Genomic DNA, 23,410 nt, shown 5'->3' on the forward strand with positions numbered 1-23,410 from the left:
CTCAATCGGTCATGGCGTCCGCACGAACCAGGCGGCGGACTTGCACCACATAGAGGACTCCTGCCCACCAGTAGAGGGTTGTACCCCATCCTGCGAACGCCCATCCGAAAATAGCAGCGAGTGACGAGATCCATCCACTCCCGTCACTGAGCAACAGCAAGGGGAAGGCGTACATCAGGTTGAAGGTGGCGGCCTTCCCGAGGAAGTTCACCTGCGGCGGCGGATAGCCGTGACGCCTGAGGATGCCCACCATCACCAGCAGGACCAGTTCCCGCCCAAGCAGTACAGCGGTCAACCAGATCGGCAGGATCTCTCGCCACGTAAGACCAACCAGGGTCGAGAGAATGTAGAGCCGGTCGGCCGCGGGATCAAGAAGCCGGCCGAGACTGCTGATCTGGTTCCAGCGTCGGGCAAGTTTGCCGTCCAGGTAGTCACTGATCCCGCTGAGAGCCAGCACCAACAGCGCCCAGCCATCACTCTTCGGTCCCCCGAACTCGGGCCTGAGGATCAGCCACAGGAAGAGGGGCACGCCGGCGAGCCGCGCCAGGCTGAGGATGTTCGGGATGGTGAGGACCCGGTCCGTCTGGACGCGAGTCTCCTGGACCTCCAACCGGGGGCCTCCTGTCGAAAACGAGCCAACTATGCCCATTGACCTTACCTCAATGCAAAAAAGCTCTGGCTCTCGGGCCAGGTGCCCGAGAGCCAGAGCTCTAAAAGGAGTTCGGCGGTGTCCTACTCTCCCACAGGGTCCCCCCTGCAGTACCATCGGCGCTGTGAGGCTTAGCTTCCGGGTTCGGAATGTAACCGGGCGTTTCCCTCACGCTATGACCACCGAAACACTGTGAAACTGTGAACGCCGCACCACGCGCGGTGGCGTGGGGCTGTTCGTGGTTTCAGAACCAACACAGTGGACGCGAGCAACTGAGGACAAGCCCTCGGCCTATTAGTACCGGTCAACTCCACCCCTTGCGGGGCTTCCATATCCGGCCTATCAACCCAGTCGTCTACTGGGAGCCTTACCCCATCTAGTGGGTGGGAGTCCTCATCTCGAAGCAGGCTTCCCGCTTAGATGCTTTCAGCGGTTATCCCTCCCGAACGTAGCCAACCAGCCATGCCCTTGGCAGAACAACTGGCACACCAGAGGTTCGTCCGTCCCGGTCCTCTCGTACTAGGGACAGCCCTTCTCAAGACTCCTGCGCGCACAGCGGATAGGGACCGAACTGTCTCACGACGTTCTAAACCCAGCTCGCGTACCGCTTTAATGGGCGAACAGCCCAACCCTTGGGACCGACTCCAGCCCCAGGATGCGACGAGCCGACATCGAGGTGCCAAACCATCCCGTCGATATGGACTCTTGGGGAAGATCAGCCTGTTATCCCCGGGGTACCTTTTATCCGTTGAGCGACGGCGCTTCCACAAGCCACCGCCGGATCACTAGTCCCGACTTTCGTCCCTGCTCGACCCGTCGGTCTCACAGTCAAGCTCCCTTGTGCACTTACACTCAACACCTGATTGCCAACCAGGCTGAGGGAACCTTTGGGCGCCTCCGTTACCCTTTGGGAGGCAACCGCCCCAGTTAAACTACCCATCAGACACTGTCCCTGATCCGGATCACGGACCCAGGTTAGACATCCAGCACGACCAGACTGGTATTTCAACGACGACTCCACCCACACTGGCGTGTGGACTTCACAGTCTCCCAGCTATCCTACACAAGCCGAACCGAACACCAATATCAAACTGTAGTAAAGGTCCCGGGGTCTTTCCGTCCTGCTGCGCGAAACGAGCATCTTTACTCGTAGTGCAATTTCACCGGGCCTATGGTTGAGACAGTCGAGAAGTCGTTACGCCATTCGTGCAGGTCGGAACTTACCCGACAAGGAATTTCGCTACCTTAGGATGGTTATAGTTACCACCGCCGTTTACTGGCGCTTAAGTTCTCAGCTTCGCCCACCCGAAGGTGAGCTAACCGGTCCCCTTAACGTTCCAGCACCGGGCAGGCGTCAGTCCGTATACATCGCCTTACGGCTTCGCACGGACCTGTGTTTTTAGTAAACAGTCGCTTCTCGCTGGTCTCTGCGGCCACCCCCAGCTCGGAGAGCAAGTCTCTTCACCGGGCGCGGCCCCCCTTCTCCCGAAGTTACGGGGGCATTTTGCCGAGTTCCTTAACCATAGTTCACCCGAACGCCTCGGTATTCTCTACCTGACCACCTGAGTCGGTTTAGGGTACGGGCCGCCATGAAACTCGCTAGAGGCTTTTCTCGACAGCATAGGATCATCCACTTCACCACAATCGGCTCGGCATCAGGTCTCAGCCACACGTGCGACGGATTTACCTGTCGCACGGCCTACACCCTTACCCCGGGACAACCACCGCCCGGGATGGACTACCTTCCTGCGTCACCCCATCACTCACCTACTAACCGCTTGGTCCGGCGGCTCCACCACTCCGTGCTTGTCCGAAGACGCACACGGCGGTTTCACGGCCTTAGCATCACGATGCTCGATGTTTGACGCTCCACAGCGGGTACCGGAATATCAACCGGTTATCCATCGACTACGCCTGTCGGCCTCGCCTTAGGTCCCGACTTACCCTGGGCAGATCAGCTTGACCCAGGAACCCTTAGTCAATCGGCGCACACGTTTCTCACGTGTGTATCGCTACTCATGCCTGCATTCTCACTCGTCAACCGTCCACGACTCGCTTACGCGGCCGCTTCACCCGGCAGACGACGCTCCCCTACCCATCACAGCGGGCGTTGGCCCTCATGCTGCAATGACACGACTTCGGCGGTACGCTTGAGCCCCGCTACATTGTCGGCGCGGAATCACTTGACCAGTGAGCTATTACGCACTCTTTCAAGGGTGGCTGCTTCTAAGCCAACCTCCTGGTTGTCTCTGCGACTCCACATCCTTTCCCACTTAGCGTACGCTTAGGGGCCTTAGTCGATGCTCTGGGCTGTTTCCCTCTCGACCATGGAGCTTATCCCCCACAGTCTCACTGCCGCGCTCTCACTTACCGGCATTCGGAGTTTGGCTAAGGTCAGTAACCCGGTAGGGCCCATCGCCTATCCAGTGCTCTACCTCCGGCAAGAAACACACGACGCTGCACCTAAATGCATTTCGGGGAGAACCAGCTATCACGGAGTTTGATTGGCCTTTCACCCCTAACCACAGGTCATCCCCCAGGTTTTCAACCCTGGTGGGTTCGGTCCTCCACGAAGTCTTACCTCCGCTTCAACCTGCCCATGGCTAGATCACTCCGCTTCGGGTCTTGAGCGCGCTACTCTACCGCCCTGTTCGGACTCGCTTTCGCTACGGCTTCCCCACCCGGGTTAACCTCGCAACACACCGCAAACTCGCAGGCTCATTCTTCAAAAGGCACGCAGTCACGAGAATGAAGCAAGCTCCATTCCGACGCTCCCACGGCTTGTAGGCACACGGTTTCAGGTACTATTTCACTCCCCTCCCGGGGTACTTTTCACCATTCCCTCACGGTACTATCCGCTATCGGTCACCAGGGAATATTTAGGCTTAGCGGGTGGTCCCGCCAGATTCACACGGGATTTCTCGGGCCCCGTGCTACTTGGGTGTCTCTCAGACGAGCCGCTGACGTTTCGACTACGGGGGTCTTACCCTCTACGCCGGACCTTTCGCATGTCCTTCGCCTACATCAACGGTTTCTGACTCGCCGACCGGCCGGCAGACCGGTCAAGAGAGATCCCACAACCCCCACGACGCAACCCCTGCCGGGTCTCACACGTCGTAGGTTTGGCCTCATCCGGTTTCGCTCGCCACTACTCCCGGAATCACGGTTGTTTTCTCTTCCTGCGGGTACTGAGATGTTTCACTTCCCCGCGTTCCCTCCACATGCCCTATGTGTTCAGGCATGGGTGACAGCCCATGACGACTGCCGGGTTTCCCCATTCGGACACCCCCGGATCAAAGCCTGGTTGACGACTCCCCGGGCCTATCGTGGCCTCCCACGTCCTTCATCGGTTCCTGGTGCCAAGGCATCCACCGTGCGCCCTTAAAAACTTGGCCACAGATGCTCGCGTCCACTGTGCAGTTCTCAAACAACGACCAGCCACCCATCACACACCACCGTGATGCACTGGGGCCGGCATCCGAAGGACGAGCAGCGCTCGCACCCTCAGACACCCAACAGCGTGCCCGGCACGGCCAGCCGACCAGATCAGCGTTCCACGCCCTTGCGGGCAGTACTAGCGCCTGGTCCATCCTGGACCGTGCCGAATAATCAACGTTCCACCCATGAGCAACCGGCATCGGACGTTCGCCGATGTACCGGCCCCTGAACCGGGCAAGCCCGGCTTAGAAGTGCTCCTTAGAAAGGAGGTGATCCAGCCGCACCTTCCGGTACGGCTACCTTGTTACGACTTCGTCCCAATCGCCAGTCCCACCTTCGACAGCTCCCTCCCGCGAACGGGTTGGGCCACCGGCTTCGGGTGTTACCGACTTTCGTGACGTGACGGGCGGTGTGTACAAGGCCCGGGAACGTATTCACCGCAGCACTGCTGATCTGCGATTACTAGCGACTCCGACTTCATGGGGTCGAGTTGCAGACCCCAATCCGAACTGAGACCGGCTTTTTGAGATTCGCTCCACCTCACGGTATCGCAGCTCATTGTACCGGCCATTGTAGCACGTGTGCAGCCCAAGACATAAGGGGCATGATGACTTGACGTCGTCCCCACCTTCCTCCGAGTTGACCCCGGCGGTCTCCCGTGAGTCCCCAGCACCACAAGGGCCTGCTGGCAACACGGGACAAGGGTTGCGCTCGTTGCGGGACTTAACCCAACATCTCACGACACGAGCTGACGACAGCCATGCACCACCTGTACACCGACCACAAGGGGGCGCCTGTCTCCAGACGTTTCCGGTGTATGTCAAGCCTTGGTAAGGTTCTTCCGCGTTGCGTCGAATTAAGCCACATGCTCCGCCGCTTGTGCGGGCCCCCGTCAATTCCTTTGAGTTTTAGCCTTGCGGCCGTACTCCCCAGGCGGGGAACTTAATGCGTTAGCTGCGGCACCGACGACGTGGAATGTCGCCAACACCTAGTTCCCACCGTTTACGGCGTGGACTACCAGGGTATCTAATCCTGTTCGCTCCCCACGCTTTCGCTCCTCAGCGTCAGTAATGGCCCAGAGATCCGCCTTCGCCACCGGTGTTCCTCCTGATATCTGCGCATTTCACCGCTACACCAGGAATTCCGATCTCCCCTACCACACTCTAGCCAGCCCGTATCGAATGCAGACCCGGGGTTAAGCCCCGGGCTTTCACACCCGACGTGACAAGCCGCCTACGAGCTCTTTACGCCCAATAATTCCGGACAACGCTTGCGCCCTACGTATTACCGCGGCTGCTGGCACGTAGTTAGCCGGCGCTTCTTCTGCAGGTACCGTCACTTGCGCTTCTTCCCTGCTGAAAGAGGTTTACAACCCGAAGGCCGTCATCCCTCACGCGGCGTCGCTGCATCAGGCTTGCGCCCATTGTGCAATATTCCCCACTGCTGCCTCCCGTAGGAGTCTGGGCCGTGTCTCAGTCCCAGTGTGGCCGGTCGCCCTCTCAGGCCGGCTACCCGTCGTCGCCTTGGTGAGCCGTTACCTCACCAACAAGCTGATAGGCCGCGGGCCCATCCTTCACCGCCGGAGCTTTCCACCATCAAAGATGCCCAAGATGGTCGTATCCGGTATTAGACCCCGTTTCCAGGGCTTGTCCCAGAGTGAAGGGCAGATTGCCCACGTGTTACTCACCCGTTCGCCACTAATCCACCCCGGAGGGCTTCATCGTTCGACTTGCATGTGTTAAGCACGCCGCCAGCGTTCGTCCTGAGCCAGGATCAAACTCTCCGTGAATGTTTACCGGTCATCCGGTGCAACACCACGAGAGCGGAACAGCCGGGCGGAATAGGCCCGGCCGTTCACAGCGTCCTCGCTGTGTTATTTCAAAGGAACCTCGCCCCGGCCTGACGGCCGGAGACGGGGCATCAACATATCTGGCGTTGATTTTTGGCACGCTGTTGAGTTCTCAAGGAACGGACGCTTCCTTCGTACTCACCCTCTCGGGCTTTCCTCCGGGCGCTTCCCTTCGGTGTTCCAAACTCTATCAGTGTTTTTCCGTCTCTCTGACCACCGTCCTGCGGGCATGCAGAAGGTGACCCCGAGATAGGATCTGACGAGTTGGATGCTGCCAGGCCTAGGCGCTCGTTGCGTCGCTCGGTCCCAAGCAGGGGTACGACTCTACACGGGGCTCCGGAGTGGGCGCAAATCGATTTGTGCTGTGCTCTAGGGCGGCCAAGCGGGACCTCGCATGCGGAACCGGGACTTCATATGACATACCCTGCTGACCAGTGTGCCGTCCGGGACAGGCAGTGACGGCCCATATACATCGCCACCTCTGGGAGGCTTCCCATGACCACCGTGACGTCCCCGATTGCCGGACGCACCATCGGGCTGGCCGCCGTGCCGGATCCGGTCTTCTCCGGGGCCATGGTCGGCCCGGGTACCGCCATCGACCCCGTCCGTGAGCCCTCCGAGGCCGTCTCTCCCGTGGACGGAGTCATCGTCTCCCTCCATCCGCACGCCTTCGTCGTCGTGGACGGCGAGGGGCATGGTGTGCTCACTCACCTCGGCATCGACACCGTGCAGCTCAACGGTGAGGGCTTCGAAGTGCTCGTGAACAAGGGGGACACCGTGACGCGCGGTCAGAGCATCGTGCGCTGGGACCCTGCCGCCGTCGAGGCCGTCGGCAAGTCGCCGGTGTGCCCGATTGTGGCGCTGGAGGCCACGGCCGAATCCCTCTCCGAACTCCGTACGGACGGCGACGTCAAGGCCGGCGACAGTCTCTTCGTCTGGAAGTGACGTCATTGCCGTCGTAAGACGGCGTGTAGGACAACCACCGCGGCGGCGGGACCCGCCGCACTATCGGAGACGGGTGAGATGGAGACAACGCTGCGAGGCGTCGGTGTGAGTCACGGGGTGGCGATCGGCGAGGTTCGGCACATGGGAACGGCGGTGCTCGAGCCGCCTGCCAAGCAGATCCCGGCGGAAGAGGCGGAGCGTGAACAGGGGCGCGCCCGCCAGGCCGTGGAAGCCGTGGCGGCCGACCTGATAGCGCGCGGAAATCTGGCAGGGGGCGAAGCCCAGGGGGTGCTCGAGGCGCAGGCCATGATGGCTCAGGACCCCGAACTGATGGCGGACGTGGACCGGCGGATCGCCGTCGGCAGCACCGCCGAGCGCGCGGTGTACGACGCCTTCGCCGCGTACCGGGATCTCCTCGCTGGCGCCGGTGAGTACCTGGCCGGCCGGGTGGCCGACCTCGATGACGTGCGGAATCGCATCGTCGCACGGCTGCTCGGCGTGCCCATGCCTGGTGTCCCGGACAGCGACGAGCCGTATGTCCTCGTCGCGCGCGATCTTGCGCCGGCCGACACTGCGCTGCTGGACCCGACACTGGTCCTCGGCTTTGTCACCGAGGAGGGCGGTCCGACCAGCCACAGCGCGATCCTGGCGCGGGCTCTGGGTGTGCCGGCCGTGGTGGCCCTGCCGGGTGCCGGTGAACTCACCGAGGGCACGGTCATCGCGGTCGACGGCAGCACCGGCGAGATCTTCGTGGCTCCCAGCGACGAGAAGAAGGCGCAGCTGGAGGCTTCGGCCGCTCAGCGAAAGGCGGCGCTGGCCGCGTCGACCGGGCCGGGTGCCACGTCCGACGGCCACAAGGTGCCGCTACTCGCCAACGTCGGAGGTCCCGCGGACGTTCCGGCCGCGGTGGAGGCGGGTGCCGAAGGTGTCGGTCTGTTCCGGACCGAGTTCCTCTTCCTGGACGACAGCAAGAAGGCTCCTTCCGAGGAGAAGCAGGTCGAGGCCTACCGACAGGTTCTCGAGGCGTTTCCCGAAGGCCGCGTCGTGGTCCGTGTACTGGACGCGGGCGCGGACAAGCCGTTGGACTTCCTGACGCCGGCCGATGAGCCGAACCCGGCCCTGGGTGTGCGTGGGCTGCGCACGCTGCTGGACCACCCCCAGGTGCTGCGCACGCAGCTGACCGCTCTCGCGAAGGCCGCCGAGGGTCTGCCGGTCTACCTCGAGGTGATGGCTCCGATGGTGGCGGACCGCATCGATGCCAAGGCGTTCGCGGACGCGTGCCGGGAGGCCGGTCTGCAGGCCAAGTTCGGCGCGATGGTGGAGATTCCGTCGGCAGCGCTGCGGGCGCGTTCGATCCTGCAGGAGGTCGAGTTCCTGTCGTTGGGGACCAACGACCTCGCGCAGTACACCTTCGCCGCCGACCGTCAGGTGGGTGCCGTGTCCCGTCTGCAGGACCCGTGGCAGCCCGCGCTGCTGGACCTGGTCGCGGTGTCCGCCGAGGCGGCGAGGGCTGAGGGCAAGAGCTGCGGTGTCTGTGGTGAGGCCGCTTCCGACCCGCTGCTCGCGTGTGTGCTGACGGGTCTGGGTGTCACCTCCCTTTCCATGGGTGCGGCGTCGATTCCTTATGTCCGGGCGACACTGGCGAAGTACACGCTGGCGCAGTGCGAGCGCGCTGCGGCAGCTGCGCGGGCGGCGGACAGCGCCGAGGAGGCGCGCAGCGCGGCTCAGGCGGTCCTTTCCGGCGAGTAGGGGAACCGGCCACCGGCAGATCCTTTTCTGGGGCGCTCCACCTGCGGGTGGAGCGCCCCTTCGTCGTCAGGTGTTCAGTGGTGGTGCTCCGTGGTCGGTCCTCCGTCCGGTCCCAGGTCGGGTGGTTCGCAGTAGTCGACGCCTGATTCGGGGGCGATGAGGTCTCCCGATTCGATGTCGGTGCAGTAGGCGTCGAAGACCTCGCCGGCGCTGAGGGGTTCGAGGCCGTCTCCGCGGAGGCGCCATCCGTAGATGCGGTCTGCGGTTCCGGGAGTGGTCGTCCGCATGACGAGTCCGCCGGGGGTCTGGGTGGCAATGCCCAGGGCCAGGACGGTGCTGAATTCGAGGGCTTCGGCCTCGTCGAGTCGCGTGGTGCCCTCGGTGTCGTCTGCGTGGAGGACGGCGACGAGGGTCTCCGGCGTGGCTGAGACGCTGCACACGAGGTGCCGGTTGCCCGGCGGGGCCGTGTCGAGAATGCGGACGAGGAGGTTTGTGGCGCGGGCGAACGCGGCACGGCCGAGGTCCTCGCCGCAGGTTGCGCAGGCGCCGAGGCGGGCCAGGAGCGTCGAGGCGTATTCCCAGGTCGCTTGCCGGACCGCTTCGTCGACGAGTACGGGAACCAGGTCGGTGAGGGTCTGGCCTTCGTAGGGAACGGTGGAGCCCGTGGCCGCCAGTTCCGCTGTGAAGCGGGTGCGGCTCGCCGGGATGTCGGGGTCGAGTCCCTGCTCCGCGCAGAACTCGGCGTACTCCCGTGGGTCGAAGAGAGCCACCGTGGTGTGGCTGCCCTGCGAGGCGCGTGTCCTGAGCAGGGATTCGACCTCCTGGAGGTAGGTCTTGTGGTCGTCGAAGGTGAAACTGCGGTAGCGCCGCATGGCGCGGAAGTCGTGTTCATCGGTCAGCAGGCCGATGATGCCGGCGATTTCGCGGCGCAGGACGCGTCGCATGGTCTGGTGGTCGGTGTGCGCCATCTTTCCCCCTGTGCGCAGTCGATCAATGCTCACTCACAGTAACCGGCCGCACTGACAACGGTGTCCGAGATGGTCGATCGCTGACGAACAGCACAGGTCACAGCGGGCATGGCCGACTGGCGTGCTTGGGCCTCGGACGTCGACGTCGTGGTCGGTGAACGGGAGGCAGCCGTGCTTGATCGCTTGCGGTGCGGGGGGTCAGGCTCGCTTGCGGCCCAGGTCCTCGTAGAAGTGGAGCAGCTCGAGGTTGTCGATGGAGCCGGGGTTGACGGCCTTGTCGAGGGGGGTGCCCTGGAGCAGGCGTTTGACCGGGACCTCGATGCGCTTTCCGGTGAGGGTGTGCGGGACTCCGGGCACCTCGATGATGTCGTCGGGGATGTGGCGCGGTGAGAGCTGCTCTCGGATGGTCTGCTTGATGCGGTTCACGAGGGTTTCGTCGAGGGTGGCTCCGGGGGCAAGGTGCACGAACAGGGGCATCCAGTAGCCGCCGTCGGGCTGTTCGATGCCGATGACGAGGGATTCCTTGATCTCGGGGAGGCGTTCTACGGCTTCGTAGATGTCGGCTGAGCCCATGCGCACGCCCTGCCGGTTGAGGGTGGAGTCGGAGCGGCCGTGGATGACCACGGAGCCTCGGGAGGTGACAGTGATCCAGTCGCCGTGGCGCCACACGCCGGGGTAGGTGTCGAAGTAGCTGTCGTGGTAGCGGCTGCCGTCCGGGTCGTTCCAGAAGCAGATCGGCATGGACGGCATGGGGTTGGTGACCACTAGCTCGCCGACCTCGTCGATCAGAGGTGTGCCGCTCGGGTCCCAGGACTGCAGGTCGGTGCCCAGGCCGGGCGCCTGGAGTTCACCGATGTACACGGGCAGGGTCGGTACGGCTCCTGCGAAGCAGGAGCACACATCCGTGCCGCCGCTGACGGAAGCGATCCACAGGTCGTCGCGGACCTCGTCGTGGAGCCAGCGGAATCCGTCGGGGGGCAGGGGCGATCCGGTGGTGGCGACACATTGCACTGTGGAGAGGTCGTAGTCCCGCGCGGGGTGCAGGTCTGCTTTGCGGCAGGCCATGACATACGCGGCCGAGGTGCCGTAGAGGGTGGCTGCCGTGCGTTCGGCGACGCGCCATTGGGCGCCTGTGTCGGGGTAGCCGGGGCTGCCGTCGTAGAGGACGATCGTGGTGCCGGTCAGGAGGCCGGAGACGAGGAAATTCCACATCATCCAGCCGGTCGACGTGTACCAGAAGAAGCGGTCCTCGGGGCCGAGGTCGCAGTGCAGGCCGAGTTGCTTGAGGTGTTCGACGAGGATGCCGCCCTGGGACTGGACGATGGCCTTGGGGAGGCCGGTCGTGCCGGAGGAATACAGCACCCACAGGGGGTGGTCGAAGGGGACCTGCTCGAAGTGCGGGTCGGTGTCCGCGCTCGTCAAGGTGGACCATTCCAGCGCTCCGTCGGGTGCTTCCGTGCCGAGGAGGGGGATGTGCACGACGGCGCGCAGGGTGGGCAGCTCGCGGCGCAGCTCGGCAACGGTGTCCCGGCGGTCGTGCTGCTTGCCGCCGTAGCGGTAGCCGTCGACGGTGAACAGGACCACCGGTTCGACCTGCTGGAAGCGGTCGAGGACGCTGCGGGCGCCGAAGTCGGGGGCACAGGACGTCCAGACGCCGCCGACAGTGGCCGTGGCGAGGAGGGCGACGACGGCCTGCGGGATGTTCGGAAGGTAGCCGCTGACGCGGTCTCCTGGGCGGACGCCGAGGGCGCGCAGTTCAGCGGCCAGGGAGCCGACCTGGCGGCGCAGCTCGGACCACGTGACCGGGCGCGGCTCGTGGGTCTCGTCGACGCACAGGAGGGCCGGTTCGTCCGGCCGGGTCGTGGCTGCGCGCAGGGCGTGCTCGGCGTAGTTCAGGGTCGCGTCGGAGAACCACTGCGCGCCGGGCATCGATCGATCACCGAGCACGCGCGCGTAGGGGGTCGAGAACCGGACGTCGAACCATTCGGTGACGGCTTCCCAGAACGTCTCGAGCTCGTCGACGGACCAGCGGTGCAGCGCGGCGTAGCCGCCCTCGGACGGGGCACCGTGGTGCTCGGCTGCCCAGGCCTGGAACTTGGTGATCTGTGCCTGGGTGATGCGTTCCGGGTCTGGCTGCCAGAGCGGCTGGGGGTTCACGATCGACATGAGGCGGCTCCCGGGCTGTGCGCGTCGTGTGGCGTCGCTCGCGCACGGGCTGGGGTGCGCGCGTGACGCGGCTGTCACGGACGATGCCATGTGATCGACTTGTACACCAGGGTGCCACCCACATAGTCCGCGTCGTGAAGATGTGGTCGTGGCACGGGTGAACGGCAGTTGAACGGCACCCTCTTATGGGCCGGTCAATGGCAGGCTGAGCAGCATGGACGGTCGTGACCTGGTGCGTTCGGTGAAGGCGGTGGGTTCCGTGCGGGCGGCCCAGGGATTGCGTACCGTTCGGGCGGCGTGGCGCAGAAGGCGCGCCGACGCCGCTGGGCTGCCGCCGCGGGGTGCCGAGCGCGCGAGAGTGCCCGGACAGGTGCGGGATGTGGAACCGGGGCAGGGTGGTGGCACTCTGCGGTTCGACAGGTCCCGGCTGCGGATCGTCGTCGCGGTGAACGGGGCCGTCTTCTGGGGCTGGGACGGTGTGGGGCCGGAGCCCTCGTACGCGCTCGCCGGGCGCTGCCCGGAGCCCGACCCCCGCGCGGTGCTGGAGCCGGACAAGGACGGCGGCTGGCGCGTCGTGGCCGAGCGGGTGACCGTCGTGGTGTCGCGGAACGGTGCTGTCGAGGTGCGCACCCCCGGGGGCGTGACCCTGCGTCGCGCTCTGCCGCCGCGGTGGTGGGAGCCGGTCGGAGGAGACCGGGCGCGTTGGTTGCAGCGGTCGGAGGTGCCGGCGGACGCGCGTTTCTTCGGACTCGGCGGGCGCGCATCCGGGCCGCGGTTGCGGGACGGTACGTACCGGCTGTGGAACACCGATCCGGGCCGCGCGTTCGCGCCTGGGGACGATCCGCTGTACATCACGATGCCCGTGCAGTTCGTGGTGGCCGATGCGGGCTCGCATCTGGTGTTCCATGACAGCACGTGGGATGGCACCGTCACGCTGCGGGAGGGCGAGGAGGGGGCCGGTTCCGGACACGACCGGGCAGGGATGAGCGAACTGCGCATGGACGGCGGTCCGCTGCGGTGCTGGGTGATCGTGGGCACTCCCGCGCGCGTGCTGCTTGCCTGGGCCTCGCTCACCGGGGCGCCCGCGCTGCCGCCGGCATGGGCGCTGGGCCACCATCACGCGCGGTGGGGCTTCGGCAGTGAGCAGGAGGTACGGCGGATCGTCGCAGGGTATCGGGAGCATGGCCTGCCGCTCGACGCGGTCCATCTGGACATCGACCACTACGACGCCCACCAGGTGTTCACCGTGGACCACGAGCACTTTCCGAAGTTGCCGGAGCTTGCCGAGGAGCTGCAGCGGGACGGGATCCGGCTGGTGTCCATCGTCGATCCGGCGGTGAAGGCCGAGCCCGGCAACGACGTGTACGACAGCGGGTCGGCGGAGGACGCGTTTGTGCGGGACGGCTCGGGAGAGCTGGTGCGGGGCGTGGTGTGGCCGGGCGAGGTGGTGTACCCGGACTTCACGCACGCGCGCGTACGTGAGTGGTGGGGTGGCCTCTATGAGGAGCGGCTCGCTCAGGGGTTCTCCGGGTTCTGGCACGACATGAACGAGCCGACGTCGTTCGCGGCCTTCGGCGAACCGACCCTGCCGAGATCGTCCCGGCATGCCCTGGAGGGGCGGGGCGGCGACCATCGCGAGGCGCACAACGTGTACGCGCTGTGCATGGCGATGGCGGGATACGAGGGGCTGCGCGAACTGGCGCCACAGCAGCGGCCGTTTGTGTTCTCGCGCTCTGGCTGGGTCGGCATGCAGCGCTACGGAGGCACCTGGTCCGGTGACGTGGCGACGGGCTGGCCGGGGCTGCGGGCGTCACTGTCGCTGGTCATTGGGCTGGGCCTGTGCGGAGTGCCGTATTCGGGGCCGGACGTGGGCGGCTTCGACGGAAGTCCGTCGCCCGAGCTGTATCTGCGCTGGTTCCAGTTCGGAGCGTACCTGCCGCTGTTCCGCACGCATGCGAGTCTGCGAGCGGGGCGCAGGGAGCCGTGGGAGTTCGGCGCCGAGGTGCTGGAGCATGCTCGCGTGGCGCTCGTCGAACGTCGGCGGCTCCTGCCGTACTTCATGACGCTGTCGCACCTGGCCCGCCGTACAGGGGCGCCCTATGTGCGGCCGCTGTGGTGGGGCGCGCCCGAGGACCGGGCTCTGCGGGACTGCGAGGACGCCTTCCTGCTGGGCGACTGCCTACTGGTGGCGCCCGTGCTCGATCCCGGCGCGGACCGGCGTGCCGTGCAGCTGCCCCGGGGGCTCTGGTACGACACGGCCACGGAGCAGATGTACGAGGGGCCCGCGCAGGTTCTCGTCGAAGCCCCTTTGTCGCGGATTCCGGTGCTCGCGCGCGCGGGTTCCGTCCTCCCTGTGCGCGGGGATGACGGCGCACTGGAGCTGGAGGTGTGGGCTCCCGCTCCGGGACGCGGTGGAGGCGGGCTGGTCGTCCCGGACGTCGGCGACGGGTGGGAGGAATCGGAGATCGAGCGGTATGCCGTGCGTTGGGAGGGCTCGCGGGTGGTCGTCGAGCGGGAGGATGCCGACCGCATGGGCGAGCCGCCCCATCCGGTGCGTGTACGCGGGCTCGGGGACCGCTGACGTCAGACGTACCTGCCCTCGAACCAGGCTCGGACGGCGAGCGTGTGCAGGGGGAAGGCGAGTTCCTCGGGCCTGCGCAGGAGATGCCAGCCCTCCGTCTCGTCAGTGGCAGCCGACTCCGGGAGGCTGTCGGCGGGACGTTCCGGAAGGACACCGAACACCAGCAGATGGCCGTCGGGCGAGCTCATCGCGTCGACAAGCCGTACCTCGCGGCTCGCCGCCTCGATGCCCGTCTCCTCCTTGAGCTCTCGGACGACGGCGTGCCGCCAGTCCTCACGGTCGTCGATGTAACCGCCGGGCAATGCGATGCCCCCGCGCGCGGGGGCCACGGTTCGGATGACGACGACCAGAGCAGTGCCCTTGGTGTCGTAGACCGGCTGGAGGGCGACCGCCACCGGGAGTGGATTGCGGTACGCGACGGTGCCGCAGGCCGGGCAGGTGCGGGGCCAGCCGGAGACGCCCTCTCCGTAGGGCGATCCGCAGCTCGAACAGTGGGAGTTCGGCGCGGGGTTGGGGATGAGGTGTTGAGTCTCGGACACGCGGCGGACTGTAGCCGATCTTGGAGAGGGCGTCTTCCCCAGGCCGCTCAGTGGTCGTGGGCGAGCGACTTCGCCGACACGGGGAAGTCGAAGTAGGTGTCCGGGTAAGGCTCGGGCTTGTACGTGTAGTGCCACCATTCCTCGGCCAGGTTCACGAATCCGAGGTCTTCCAGGACGTTCTTGAGCAGGAGCCGGTTGGCCCGCTGCTCGCTCTGGATGCGCGGGTCGAGGGTGTGGGAGAGGGTGTCGAAGCAGTCGAATCCGGTGCCCATGTCGACGGTGTTGTCGGGGAAACGCTCGCTCTGGGGTGCGTAACAGGGCACGAGGGGTTCTCTGGGGGCGTAGGGCCGGGCCGGCCTGGCCGGGAGCTTCACGATCGTGAGATCCACGGTGGAGCCGCGGCTGTGGCCGGACTTCTCGGCGATGTAGCCGTCCGCGAACAGGCGGGTCTTGTCGACATTCGGATAGAACTCGTTCTTCATGGCCTGGTCGTCGAGATCCTTGGCCCAGCGGACGAAGTGGTTCACGGCTCGCTGTGGCCGGTAGCAATCGTAGACCTTCAGTGTGTAGCCCTGGCGCAACAAGATCGCCTGGGCCTCGTGGAGCGCCTCGGCGGCGGGGCGGGTGAGAATGCAGAGGGGCTGCCGGTAGCCGTCGATGCGCTCACCCACGAAATTGTGCGGGGTGAAGTAGCGCATCTCCTGAATGATCGTCCGGTCCACGGTGCGCAGTGCGACGAAGCCGTCGGGCGCCTTGGGCTCGGTCTTCGCCTGGGCGGTGGCGGAGGCGGTGGTCAGAGCCAGCGCGGCGGCGAATGAGGTGATCAGGCCGCGGACCACCAGGGAAAGTCGTGTCATGTCTCCTACATATTGCCGGAGAGATCGGCATCCGGGAAGCGGTAGGGGGCAGTGCGCGTCCGATCGGGTGACGGAACGAGCTTGCCGTGACAGACTTCTGACGGACCGTCAGTTCTGTTTGCCGTGCGGGAGGACCATTGCGTATATGCACACCCGTGGTGGCCGGATGGTTCACCGGTGACGGGGACGGCTTCCGTCTCCTGGGCACGCGCTGCTCGGCCTGCGCCGCGGTCTTCTTTCCGCGTGAGGACGCCCATTGCCGCAACCCCGGGTGTTCCGGCGGGGCTCTGCAGGAAGTGCCCCTCTCGCGCCGGGGCCGCATCTGGTCGTACACGGACAGCCGGTACCGGCCCCCGTCACCGTATGTGACCGATCCGGAACTTCCGTGGGAGCCGTACACGTTGACCGCTGTGGAGCTGGAGTCCGAGCGGATCGTGGTTCTGGGGCAGGCAGTTCCCGGAGTGACCGTCGCCGACCTGGCGGTGGGCATGGAGGTGGAGGTCGTTCCCGGCGTGCTTTACGAGGACGCGGAGACGATCTGGACGACATGGAACTGGCGGCCTACGGGGGTGACGAAGTGATGGGAGACGTGGCGGTGCTCGGGGCCGGCATGCACCCGTGGGGCAAGTGGGGGCGCAGCTTCGTTGAGTACGGAGCGACGGCGGCCCGCGCGGCGCTCGCCGACGCCGGGCTGGACTGGCTGCAGGTCGGCTCGATCGTCGGCGCGGACACCGTACGCGGCGGCTATCCGGGGTATGTGGCCGGGGCGACGTTCGCCAGGGCGCTGGGCTGGCAGGGGGCGCGGGTGACCAGCGTGTACGCGGCGTGCGCATCAGGGGCACAGGCCGTGTACAGCGCGCGGGCCCAGATCCTCGCGGGGCTCGCGGACGTGGTGCTCGTGGTGGGCGCCGATGCCGCGCCCAAGGGGTTCTTCCGGCCGGCCGGCGGTGACCGGCCCGACGACCCCGACTGGCTTCGGTTCAGAGTGCTCGGAGCGACCAATCCGACGTACTTCGGGCTCTACGCGCGGCGAAGGATGGCCGTCCACGGGGACACCTTGGACGACTTCGCGCAGGTCAAGGTGAAGAACGCAGCGCTGGGTGCGCTGAATCCGAACGCGCGCTACCGCAAGAGGGTCACCGCGGAGGACGTCGCCGCCTCTCCGGTGGTCGCCGATCCGCTGCGGCTGCTCGACATCTGCGCGACCTCGGACGGCGGGGCGGCGCTGGTGCTGTCCAGCATGGAGTTCGCGCGGCGGCACGGGGTGGACCGGCCGGTGCGGATACGGGCGGTGTCCACGGTGACGCCGCGCTACCCCAACACGGTGCTGGACCTGCCGGACATCGCAACGGACCCCGCTGCGGCAGCGGCGAGCGCCACCGAGCCGTTCCGGGCGTCCATCGCGCGTGCGGCCTACGAGGAGGCAGGCACAGGCCCGGAGGACCTGTCCGTAGCCGAGGTGTACGACCTGTCCACGGCCCTGGAGTTGCAGTGGTACGAGGATCTGGGGCTGTGCGGCGCGGGCGAGGGCGCGAAACTGTTGTGGGACGGCGCGACGGCACCGGGCGGGCGAATACCGGTGAACGTGAGCGGTGGGCTGGCCTCGTTCGGGGAGGCGGTTCCGGCCCAGGCGATCGCCCAGGTCTGTGAGGTCACCTGGCAGTTGAGGGGGCATGCCGGTGACCGGCAGGTCTCCGGGGCGCGCGTGGGGATCACGGCCAACCAGGGCCTGTTCGGGCACGGATCTGCGGTGATCGCGGTTCGGTGAGCAGCAGGCGTGCCCACGGTGCGACCGACCGCAGTACACACACCGACGGCTTGGCGCACGGAGGTCACCGAGTCGAACGTATGCGTGCGGCTTCAGCGGCTCGGCAAGGCTGGTGGCAGGTTTTTCGTACGCTGCGTGATCGGCCCGGAATCCTGCGTGAACGTCTCATGAACTGGGCCTCTGCGCGCTCCGGCAGCGCCATCATGCTCCCGTGCACTCCTGGTCGGATACGCTCCGCTTCGCTTTCCAACCGGTGGTCAACCTGTCCACCGGCGGGATCGCGGCTCTGGAGGTCCTCGCCCGTCCGGAGGCCGGCGATGTCCTGGCCGAGGCCCGTCGGGACCCGGAACTCGACGGTCAGTTGGCCGTGTTGGGACTCCGCGCAGCGGTTCGCAAGGAGACGCTGCTGCCGCTGCATGTGAACGTGTTCGCCGGCACCCTGGCCGACCTGGGCGGTCTCGCCTCGCTGCACGATGCCGTGCGCGCGGTGGGCCGGATGCCGTGGGAGGTGACGATCGACGTCTGCCCGCCGTACACGCATGTGCCACAACAGGCCCTCCTGGAGGCGGTCACCGCGCTGCGCGAGCAGGGCTTCCGGATCAGCGCGGACGGTGTCGGAGACGGCGACGTACCGCTGCGGCTGCTCACGGACATCGCCCCCGACCTGGTGAAGCTCGACGCGTCCCTGCTGGCGCGGGCGGCAGCGGTGAGGGCGATGCGGACGCTGTGCGACGAGGTGGGGGCGCTGCTGTCCGTGGAGGGGGTGGAGACCGAATTCCAGTGCGCGGCGGCGCTGTCGGCCGGGGCGCAACTGGCCCAGGGTGAGCTGTTCGCACCGCCGGCCAGGCTGCCCACAGTGGATGTATACGTTCCGCTCCGCTCCGCCGGGGTCGAGGCACCGGCGCGTTCGGGCCCACTGGTGCGCGAGTTCGTCCGGCCTGCCGCGCTGCTGCCCGCGCACGCGTCCGCAGCCCAGGTGCGGGCACTGCTGACCGGCTCGCCGGAGGTGTCCGGCGTGTTGCTCGTGGACGGGGAGGGAGTGCCGGTGCGGTCCGTGCACCGTTCGCGCTTCCTGCTGTCGATGTCGGGCCGCTACGGACACGCCTTGTACGCCGACCGGCCCGCGGCGAAGCTGGGCGATCCGCCGCGGACGGTGGGGGTCGACGCCACCGCGTGGGAGGTGCTGGACGTGGTGGCGGACGGCGGCAGGGATCGTACCTCGGACGACGTGGCCGTCGTCGACGCGTACGGCCGGTGCGTGGGCGTCGTACGACTGGCGGACCTCGTGCGAGCGCTGGCTGAGACCCGCGTCGAGGAGGCGGCCGGGCTCAATCCGCTGACCCGGCTGCCCGGTTCGGACGCGATCACCGGTGAGGTGGACCGGCGGATCGCGGACGGGCGGACGTTCGCTCTCAGCTGGCTGGATGTCGACCACTTCAAGCAGGTGAACGACGGAGCAGGGTTCGCGGCTGGTGACGAGCTGATCCGGTCGGTGGGGCGGGCGCTGCAGCTCGCGGCGTCCGGCAGCACCCGCGTGGGACACATCGGCGGGGACGACTTCCTGGTGCTGGCCGACCCGGAAGGGCTGGATCCGCTCGCCGCCTCGGTCCTGGACACGCCCTGGTCGGCGGGCGGGCGCCCGGTGACGTTGTCCCTCGCCACGGTGCTGTGCGCGCCCGGAAGCGTGACGGATCACCGGCAGGCGGCCGCCTGGCTGGCGCCGCTCAAGAAGGCCGCGAAGTCGCTGAACGGCGCGAGTTGGGTGCTGGGCCGCGCAGGGGCATCCGGGCACGAGATCCGGCGCGGTTCGGAGTCGGCGGCGAGCCAGGCGGGGTGCGCGGTGGGGGACCCCGGGCGAGGGTGAGCGGTCGGCCCGGCGCGGGCCGGTTGCGGCACCGGTCCCGAGGTTCGCGCCGGTCGGTGCCGAGCCCTGCTGCACAGCGAGTCGGCGTGGACGGTGGGCCGGCGCGCGTACGCGGGCTCTGAACCGTTGCTGTCGGCGACCTTGACGCCCCTTGGGCGCCGGTGAACACTTCCCGGTGTCAGTCGACATCGCCGTACATTCTCGGCGTATTACGGCAATGCGCCGCATGGGCCCTCCGAGCCAAGGCCCGCTCCCCCACGGGTGATTCGGCTGCCACGGCACTCTCGTCACGGACGCCGGGCGGGGCGCGGAACCCTCCCTGCCTTCGGCTGACGTCGGCACGTGAGCAACGGGACACTCACCCTGCACGGAGGACCGGGGTCGATCACTCCGGGCCAGCGCCTAGTAGATTGTCGCAACTTAGTTTTGCTGTGCGGTTGGGTAGAGGTGGCGCAGTTTCACGCGGGCGTCGTCGGTGGTGAAGTGCCAGTCGACTTGGCGCTGGTCGCTGTTGGTCTGCTGCTGCCAGGCGGCGAGTTCGGCGTTGAGCACGGCGAGGTCGTCGATGCGGCGGTCCAGGCACTGGCGGGTGAGCGCGGAGAGCTCGATCTCGGCGATGTTGAGCCAGGATCCGTGTTTGGGGGTGTGGTGGATCTCCAGGCGCTGTGCCAGCGCGAAGGCTTTCCCCGGGTCGAACGCCTCATAGAGCGAGGCGATGGTGTGGGTGTTGAGGTTGTCCATCACCAGCACGACCGTGGCGGCGTCGGGATAGTCCACGGTCAGCAGGTGTTCGACCTGGCGCGCCCAGTCGACCTTGGTCCGGCGGGGCTGGGCATCCACGCGTCGCCATCCGCGCAGCGGTTCAACCCAGCAGAAGATCGAGCAGGTCCCCGAGCGGACGTACTCGTTGTCCTCGCGGCGGTCACGGCCGGGCCGCGGGGGAAGCGGATCGCGGACGTGGCCGAGCAGCTGGTACGGCTTCTCGTCCATGCACACCACCGGGCGCGCCGGGTCGCAGGGGCGGCGGTAAACCGCCAGGACGTCTTCCATCGCCGCGGCGAAGGCCGCATTCGCGGAGGGCGGGATGGTCCAGCACTTCTTCAGGTGAGGACGAAGTTCCGTTTTTTTAACACCCGGCCGATCGTGGAGTGGTCCAGGTTCGGGATGTCCTCGATCAGCGCGACGTGCTTCTCCAGCAGGCGCAGCGACCACCGGGCATGTCCCTTGGGCGGCGTCGAGCAGGCCAGCGCGATCAGCCGGGCTTCGACCTCGCCGGTCACCGGGGAGGGCACCGGCGGGCATGCGCGTTCCTTCCGGCCGACCGTGGCCCACACATCGCCGCCGGTCTCCGCGTACCGCTTCGAGATCAGGCGGACCGACTCGCACGAGACCCCGACCCGTGCCGCGATCACCGCCCGCGGATCGACCTCGCCGACCGACCTGTCCAACGCGAGCAGCACCCGAGCCCGCCTGATCATCGACGCGCTGCGGACCCCCGTCGTGGTCACCCGCACCAACGCCTGACGATCCTCAGCACTCAAGGCAACCGGATACTTCTTCTGTGACGACATGGCACCCCCGCCCGGCCGAAGTGAAGCGGCGAGGGGAGACTGCCCGACCGTCAACTCCACCAATCAGAGCCATACTTAGCAGCGACAATCTACTAGGAGCCGCCATGAGCAACGGAGACATCTTCGTCGGCGAGATCATCGGTACCGCGATCCTCATCCTGTTCGGGGCCGGTGTCTGCGCCGCCGTCACCCTCAGATACTCCAAGGCGCGGGCCTCGGGGTGGATCGTGATCGCCTTCGGCTGGGGTTTCGGCGTCCTGGCGGGCGCCTACACCGCCGCTCCCCTGTCGGGCGGGCATCTCAATCCGGCCGTCACCCTCGGCATCGCCGTCGACACCGGCGAGTGGGGCACGGTCTGGGTCTATCTACTGGGCCAGATCATCGGTGCCATGCTCGGCGCCGTCCTCGCCTACCTGGTGTATCTCGCCCAGTTCCAGGCCAATGTCCGTACGTCCGGCACGACCGAGGGCACGGCTGACGAACCGACTCCGACCCTCGGCATCTTCTCCACCATCCCGGAGATCCGGAATCCGCTCGCGAACCTCATCACAGAGATCATCGCGACCATTGCGCTGGTCCTGCCGATCCTCGCCTTCGGCCTGACCGAGGGTCTCGGTGAATCCGGAACCACTGTGCTGATCGTCTCACTGCTGGTCGTCGGCATAGGTCTCTCCCTCGGCGGGCCCACCGGCTATGCGATCAACCCCGCGCGCGATCTCGGCCCGCGCATCGTGCACACCTTCCTGCCGATCCCGAACAAGGGCACCTCCGACTGGGGTTACGCCTGGATCCCGGTCGCCGGCCCGCTCGTCGGAGGAGCACTCGCGGGCCTCATCTACAACGCAGCCTTCTGAACCGAGCCCAAGGGGTAGCCATGACGGACAACGCCGAGAAGTACGTCGCCGCGATCGACCAGGGCACCACGTCGAGCCGCTGCATCATCTTCGACCGGAACGGCGCGATCGTCGCCGTCGACCAGCGCGAGCACCGGCAGATCTTCCCCAAACCGGGGTGGGTGGAGCACGACGCCACCGAGATCTGGTCCAAGGTGCAGGCCGTGGTCGCCGGGGCGATCGCCAAGGCCGGGCTGCGCGCCGACCAGCTCAGCGCGCTCGGGATCACCAACCAGCGCGAGACGACGGTGCTGTGGGACCGCGCCACGGGCAAGCCTGTGCACAACGCCATCGTGTGGCAGGACACCCGCACCGCCGCACTCTGCAACCAACTCGGCGGCCCGGACGGCCAGGACCGGTTCCGCGAGCAGACCGGACTGCCGCTGGCCAGCTATTTCTCCGGCCCCAAGGCAGCCTGGCTGCTCGACAACGTGCCCGGCCTCAGGGCACGCGCCGAACGGGGCGAGATCGCCTTCGGCACCATCGACTCCTGGCTCATCTGGAATCTCACCGGCGGCACCGACGGCGGCCGGCACGTCACCGATGTGACCAACGCCGGACGCACCATGCTCATGAACTTGGAGACACTCCAATGGGACCGGTCCATCCTCTCCGCGATGAACGTGCCCGAGTCCGTCCTGCCTGAGATCAGGTCATCGGCCGAGGTGTACGGGACGGCTGTGGGCCAACTCGCCGGCGTCCCGGTCGCGTCGGCGCTCGGGGACCAGCAGGCTGCCGTGTTCGGGCAGGCCTGCTACGACGTGGGATCGGCGAAGAACACATACGGCACGGGCAGTTTCCTCCTGCTCAACACCGGCAACCGGCCGGTGCCGTCGAAGAGCGGGCTGTTGACGACGATGGGCTACAAGATCGGCAGTGAGGCTCCCGTCTACTGCCTGGAGGGCTCGATCGCCATAACGGGTGCGCTGGTGCAGTGGTTCCGCGACCAGCTCGGCATCATCCGTACCGCCGACGAGATCGAGACGCTGGCGGCAAGCGTCGAGGACAACGGCGGCGCTTACATCGTGCCCGCGTTCTCGGGCCTGTTCGCCCCGTACTGGCGCTCCGACGCCCGTGGCGTCGTCACCGGACTCACCCGGTACGTCACGAAGGCGCACCTCGCGCGCGCGGTGCTGGAGGCGACGAGCTGGCAGACGCGCGAGGTCGTGGATGCCATGTACCAGGACTCCGGGGTGCACATCACCACGCTGAAGGTGGATGGCGGCATGACGAAGAACAACCTCCTGATGCAGCACCAGGCAGACGTGCTCGGCGTGCCGGTGATCCGGCCCCGGGTGTCCGAGACGACCTGTCTGGGCGCCGCGTATGCGGCCGGACTCGCCACCGGCGTGTGGAACGACCTCGACGAGCTCAAAGCGCACTGGCAGCGGGACGTCGAGTGGACGCCGACCATGGAGGCGTCCGTGCGGGACCGTGAGTGCCACAACTGGCGCAAGGCCGTGGAGAAGAGCTTCGGCTGGCTGGAGGACGGCGAGGACTGAACCACGCGCGCGTGACGCCGTTTTCGGACTGCGGCCCGTACCCCGGTCGGCGGGGGTACGGGCCGTACTCG

At 66.7% G+C, this 23,410-nt stretch carries 15 protein-coding genes and 3 rRNA genes; 8 read left to right on the forward strand and 10 right to left on the reverse strand.

Annotated elements, in window-relative coordinates; all coding sequences use genetic code 11:
- Position 1 precedes the first annotated feature (1 nt).
- The 4 genes from StrepF001_RS03150 to StrepF001_RS03165 form a co-directional block, all read right to left on the reverse strand.
- Positions 2-610 carry a CDP-alcohol phosphatidyltransferase family protein gene (locus StrepF001_RS03150; RefSeq protein ID WP_129796732.1) on the reverse strand — a complete coding sequence of 203 codons (609 nt, stop codon included), beginning with the start codon at positions 608-610 and terminating at the stop codon, positions 2-4.
- 109 nt (positions 611-719) lie between these two features.
- A 5S ribosomal RNA gene (gene rrf, locus StrepF001_RS03155) occupies positions 720-836 on the reverse strand.
- An 87-nt stretch (positions 837-923) separates the two neighbouring features.
- Positions 924-4,044 (reverse strand): 23S ribosomal RNA (locus StrepF001_RS03160).
- Between the two features lie 305 nt (positions 4,045-4,349).
- Positions 4,350-5,876: ribosomal RNA gene (locus tag StrepF001_RS03165) — 16S ribosomal RNA — on the reverse strand.
- Together the 16S, 23S and 5S rRNA genes form the textbook arrangement of a ribosomal RNA operon.
- 555 nt (positions 5,877-6,431) lie before the next feature.
- Here StrepF001_RS03165 and StrepF001_RS03170 point away from each other — a divergent pair.
- Both StrepF001_RS03170 and ptsP read left to right on the forward strand, forming a co-directional pair.
- Positions 6,432-6,881 (forward strand): PTS glucose transporter subunit IIA, encoded by a 450-nt coding sequence (locus StrepF001_RS03170; RefSeq protein ID WP_129796733.1) that lies wholly within the window; start codon positions 6,432-6,434, stop codon positions 6,879-6,881.
- 78 nt (positions 6,882-6,959) lie between these two features.
- Positions 6,960-8,630 (forward strand): phosphoenolpyruvate--protein phosphotransferase, encoded by a 1,671-nt coding sequence (gene ptsP, locus StrepF001_RS03175; protein ID WP_129796734.1) that lies wholly within the window; start codon positions 6,960-6,962, stop codon positions 8,628-8,630.
- A 74-nt stretch (positions 8,631-8,704) separates the two neighbouring features.
- Here ptsP and StrepF001_RS03180 read toward each other — a convergent pair whose 3' ends face one another.
- On the reverse strand, positions 8,705-9,598 hold the full coding sequence (locus tag StrepF001_RS03180) for a hypothetical protein (RefSeq protein WP_129796735.1): 894 nt from the start codon (positions 9,596-9,598) through the stop codon (positions 8,705-8,707).
- A 198-nt stretch (positions 9,599-9,796) separates the two neighbouring features.
- Entirely contained in the window at positions 9,797-11,764 is a 1,968-nt protein-coding gene (locus tag StrepF001_RS03185) for an acetoacetate--CoA ligase (protein WP_129796736.1), read from the reverse strand.
- 214 nt (positions 11,765-11,978) lie between these two features.
- Between StrepF001_RS03185 and StrepF001_RS03190 the strand changes: the two genes are divergently transcribed.
- Positions 11,979-14,345, forward strand: a complete 2,367-nt coding sequence (locus StrepF001_RS03190) for a glycoside hydrolase family 31 protein (protein WP_129796737.1) — start codon at positions 11,979-11,981, stop codon at positions 14,343-14,345.
- Between the two features lie 2 nt (positions 14,346-14,347).
- Here the strand turns inward: StrepF001_RS03190 and StrepF001_RS03195 are convergent, their stop codons facing one another.
- Both StrepF001_RS03195 and StrepF001_RS03200 read right to left on the reverse strand, forming a co-directional pair.
- Entirely contained in the window at positions 14,348-14,884 is a 537-nt protein-coding gene (locus tag StrepF001_RS03195; protein WP_129796738.1) for an NUDIX domain-containing protein, read from the reverse strand.
- 47 nt (positions 14,885-14,931) lie between these two features.
- Positions 14,932-15,741, reverse strand: coding sequence for a M15 family metallopeptidase (locus StrepF001_RS03200; RefSeq protein ID WP_129796739.1), 810 nt, complete (start codon positions 15,739-15,741; stop codon positions 14,932-14,934).
- A 155-nt stretch (positions 15,742-15,896) separates the two neighbouring features.
- Between StrepF001_RS03200 and StrepF001_RS03205 the strand changes: the two genes are divergently transcribed.
- From StrepF001_RS03205 to StrepF001_RS03215, 3 genes are all read left to right on the forward strand, one after another.
- Positions 15,897-16,322, forward strand: a complete 426-nt coding sequence (locus tag StrepF001_RS03205; protein WP_129797495.1) for a zinc ribbon domain-containing protein — start codon at positions 15,897-15,899, stop codon at positions 16,320-16,322.
- Entirely contained in the window at positions 16,319-17,509 is a 1,191-nt protein-coding gene (locus tag StrepF001_RS03210; protein WP_129797494.1) for a lipid-transfer protein, read from the forward strand. Before StrepF001_RS03205 ends, StrepF001_RS03210 begins: the two co-directional genes overlap by 4 nt.
- 211 nt (positions 17,510-17,720) lie before the next feature.
- A complete protein-coding gene (locus StrepF001_RS03215; protein ID WP_129796740.1) occupies positions 17,721-19,373 on the forward strand; it encodes a GGDEF domain-containing protein in 1,653 nt (550 codons plus the stop codon).
- A gap of 420 nt (positions 19,374-19,793) precedes the next feature.
- Here StrepF001_RS03215 and StrepF001_RS03220 read toward each other — a convergent pair whose 3' ends face one another.
- Both StrepF001_RS03220 and StrepF001_RS46255 read right to left on the reverse strand, forming a co-directional pair.
- Entirely contained in the window at positions 19,794-20,585 is a 792-nt protein-coding gene (locus tag StrepF001_RS03220; RefSeq protein ID WP_206306758.1) for an IS630 family transposase, read from the reverse strand.
- Complete coding sequence (locus StrepF001_RS46255; RefSeq protein WP_206306759.1) at positions 20,474-20,914, reverse strand: helix-turn-helix domain-containing protein; 441 nt, start codon at positions 20,912-20,914, stop codon at positions 20,474-20,476. The genes StrepF001_RS03220 and StrepF001_RS46255 overlap by 112 nt, the downstream gene beginning before the upstream one ends.
- A 134-nt stretch (positions 20,915-21,048) precedes the next feature.
- Here StrepF001_RS46255 and StrepF001_RS03225 point away from each other — a divergent pair, with 134 nt between their 5' ends.
- Entirely contained in the window at positions 21,049-21,798 is a 750-nt protein-coding gene (locus StrepF001_RS03225) for an MIP/aquaporin family protein (protein WP_129796741.1), read from the forward strand.
- Between the two features lie 20 nt (positions 21,799-21,818).
- Positions 21,819-23,339 carry a glycerol kinase GlpK gene (glpK, locus tag StrepF001_RS03230; protein ID WP_129796742.1) on the forward strand — a complete coding sequence of 507 codons (1,521 nt, stop codon included), beginning with the start codon at positions 21,819-21,821 and terminating at the stop codon, positions 23,337-23,339.
- Positions 23,340-23,410: the final 71 nt, after the last annotated feature.

The sequence above is a fragment of the Streptomyces sp. F001 genome, from assembly GCF_004187715.1.
In the GTDB taxonomy this organism is placed as follows: domain Bacteria; phylum Actinomycetota; class Actinomycetes; order Streptomycetales; family Streptomycetaceae; genus Streptomyces; species Streptomyces flavusporus.

What these genes read in the sequence shown, in the direction of transcription:
- StrepF001_RS03170 (WP_129796733.1), top strand. Translation starts at nt 6,432, where the DNA reads ATGACCACCGTGACGTCCCCGATTGCCGGACGCACCATCGGGCTGGCC.
- ptsP (WP_129796734.1), top strand. Translation starts at nt 6,960, where the DNA reads ATGGAGACAACGCTGCGAGGCGTCGGTGTGAGTCACGGGGTGGCGATC.
- StrepF001_RS03180 (WP_129796735.1), bottom strand. Translation starts at nt 9,598, where the DNA reads ATGGCGCACACCGACCACCAGACCATGCGACGCGTCCTGCGCCGCGAA.
- StrepF001_RS03185 (WP_129796736.1), bottom strand. Translation starts at nt 11,764, where the DNA reads ATGTCGATCGTGAACCCCCAGCCGCTCTGGCAGCCAGACCCGGAACGC.
- StrepF001_RS03190 (WP_129796737.1), top strand. Translation starts at nt 11,979, where the DNA reads ATGGACGGTCGTGACCTGGTGCGTTCGGTGAAGGCGGTGGGTTCCGTG.
- StrepF001_RS03200 (WP_129796739.1), bottom strand. Translation starts at nt 15,741, where the DNA reads ATGACACGACTTTCCCTGGTGGTCCGCGGCCTGATCACCTCATTCGCC.
- StrepF001_RS03225 (WP_129796741.1), top strand. Translation starts at nt 21,049, where the DNA reads ATGAGCAACGGAGACATCTTCGTCGGCGAGATCATCGGTACCGCGATC.
- glpK (WP_129796742.1), top strand. Translation starts at nt 21,819, where the DNA reads ATGACGGACAACGCCGAGAAGTACGTCGCCGCGATCGACCAGGGCACC.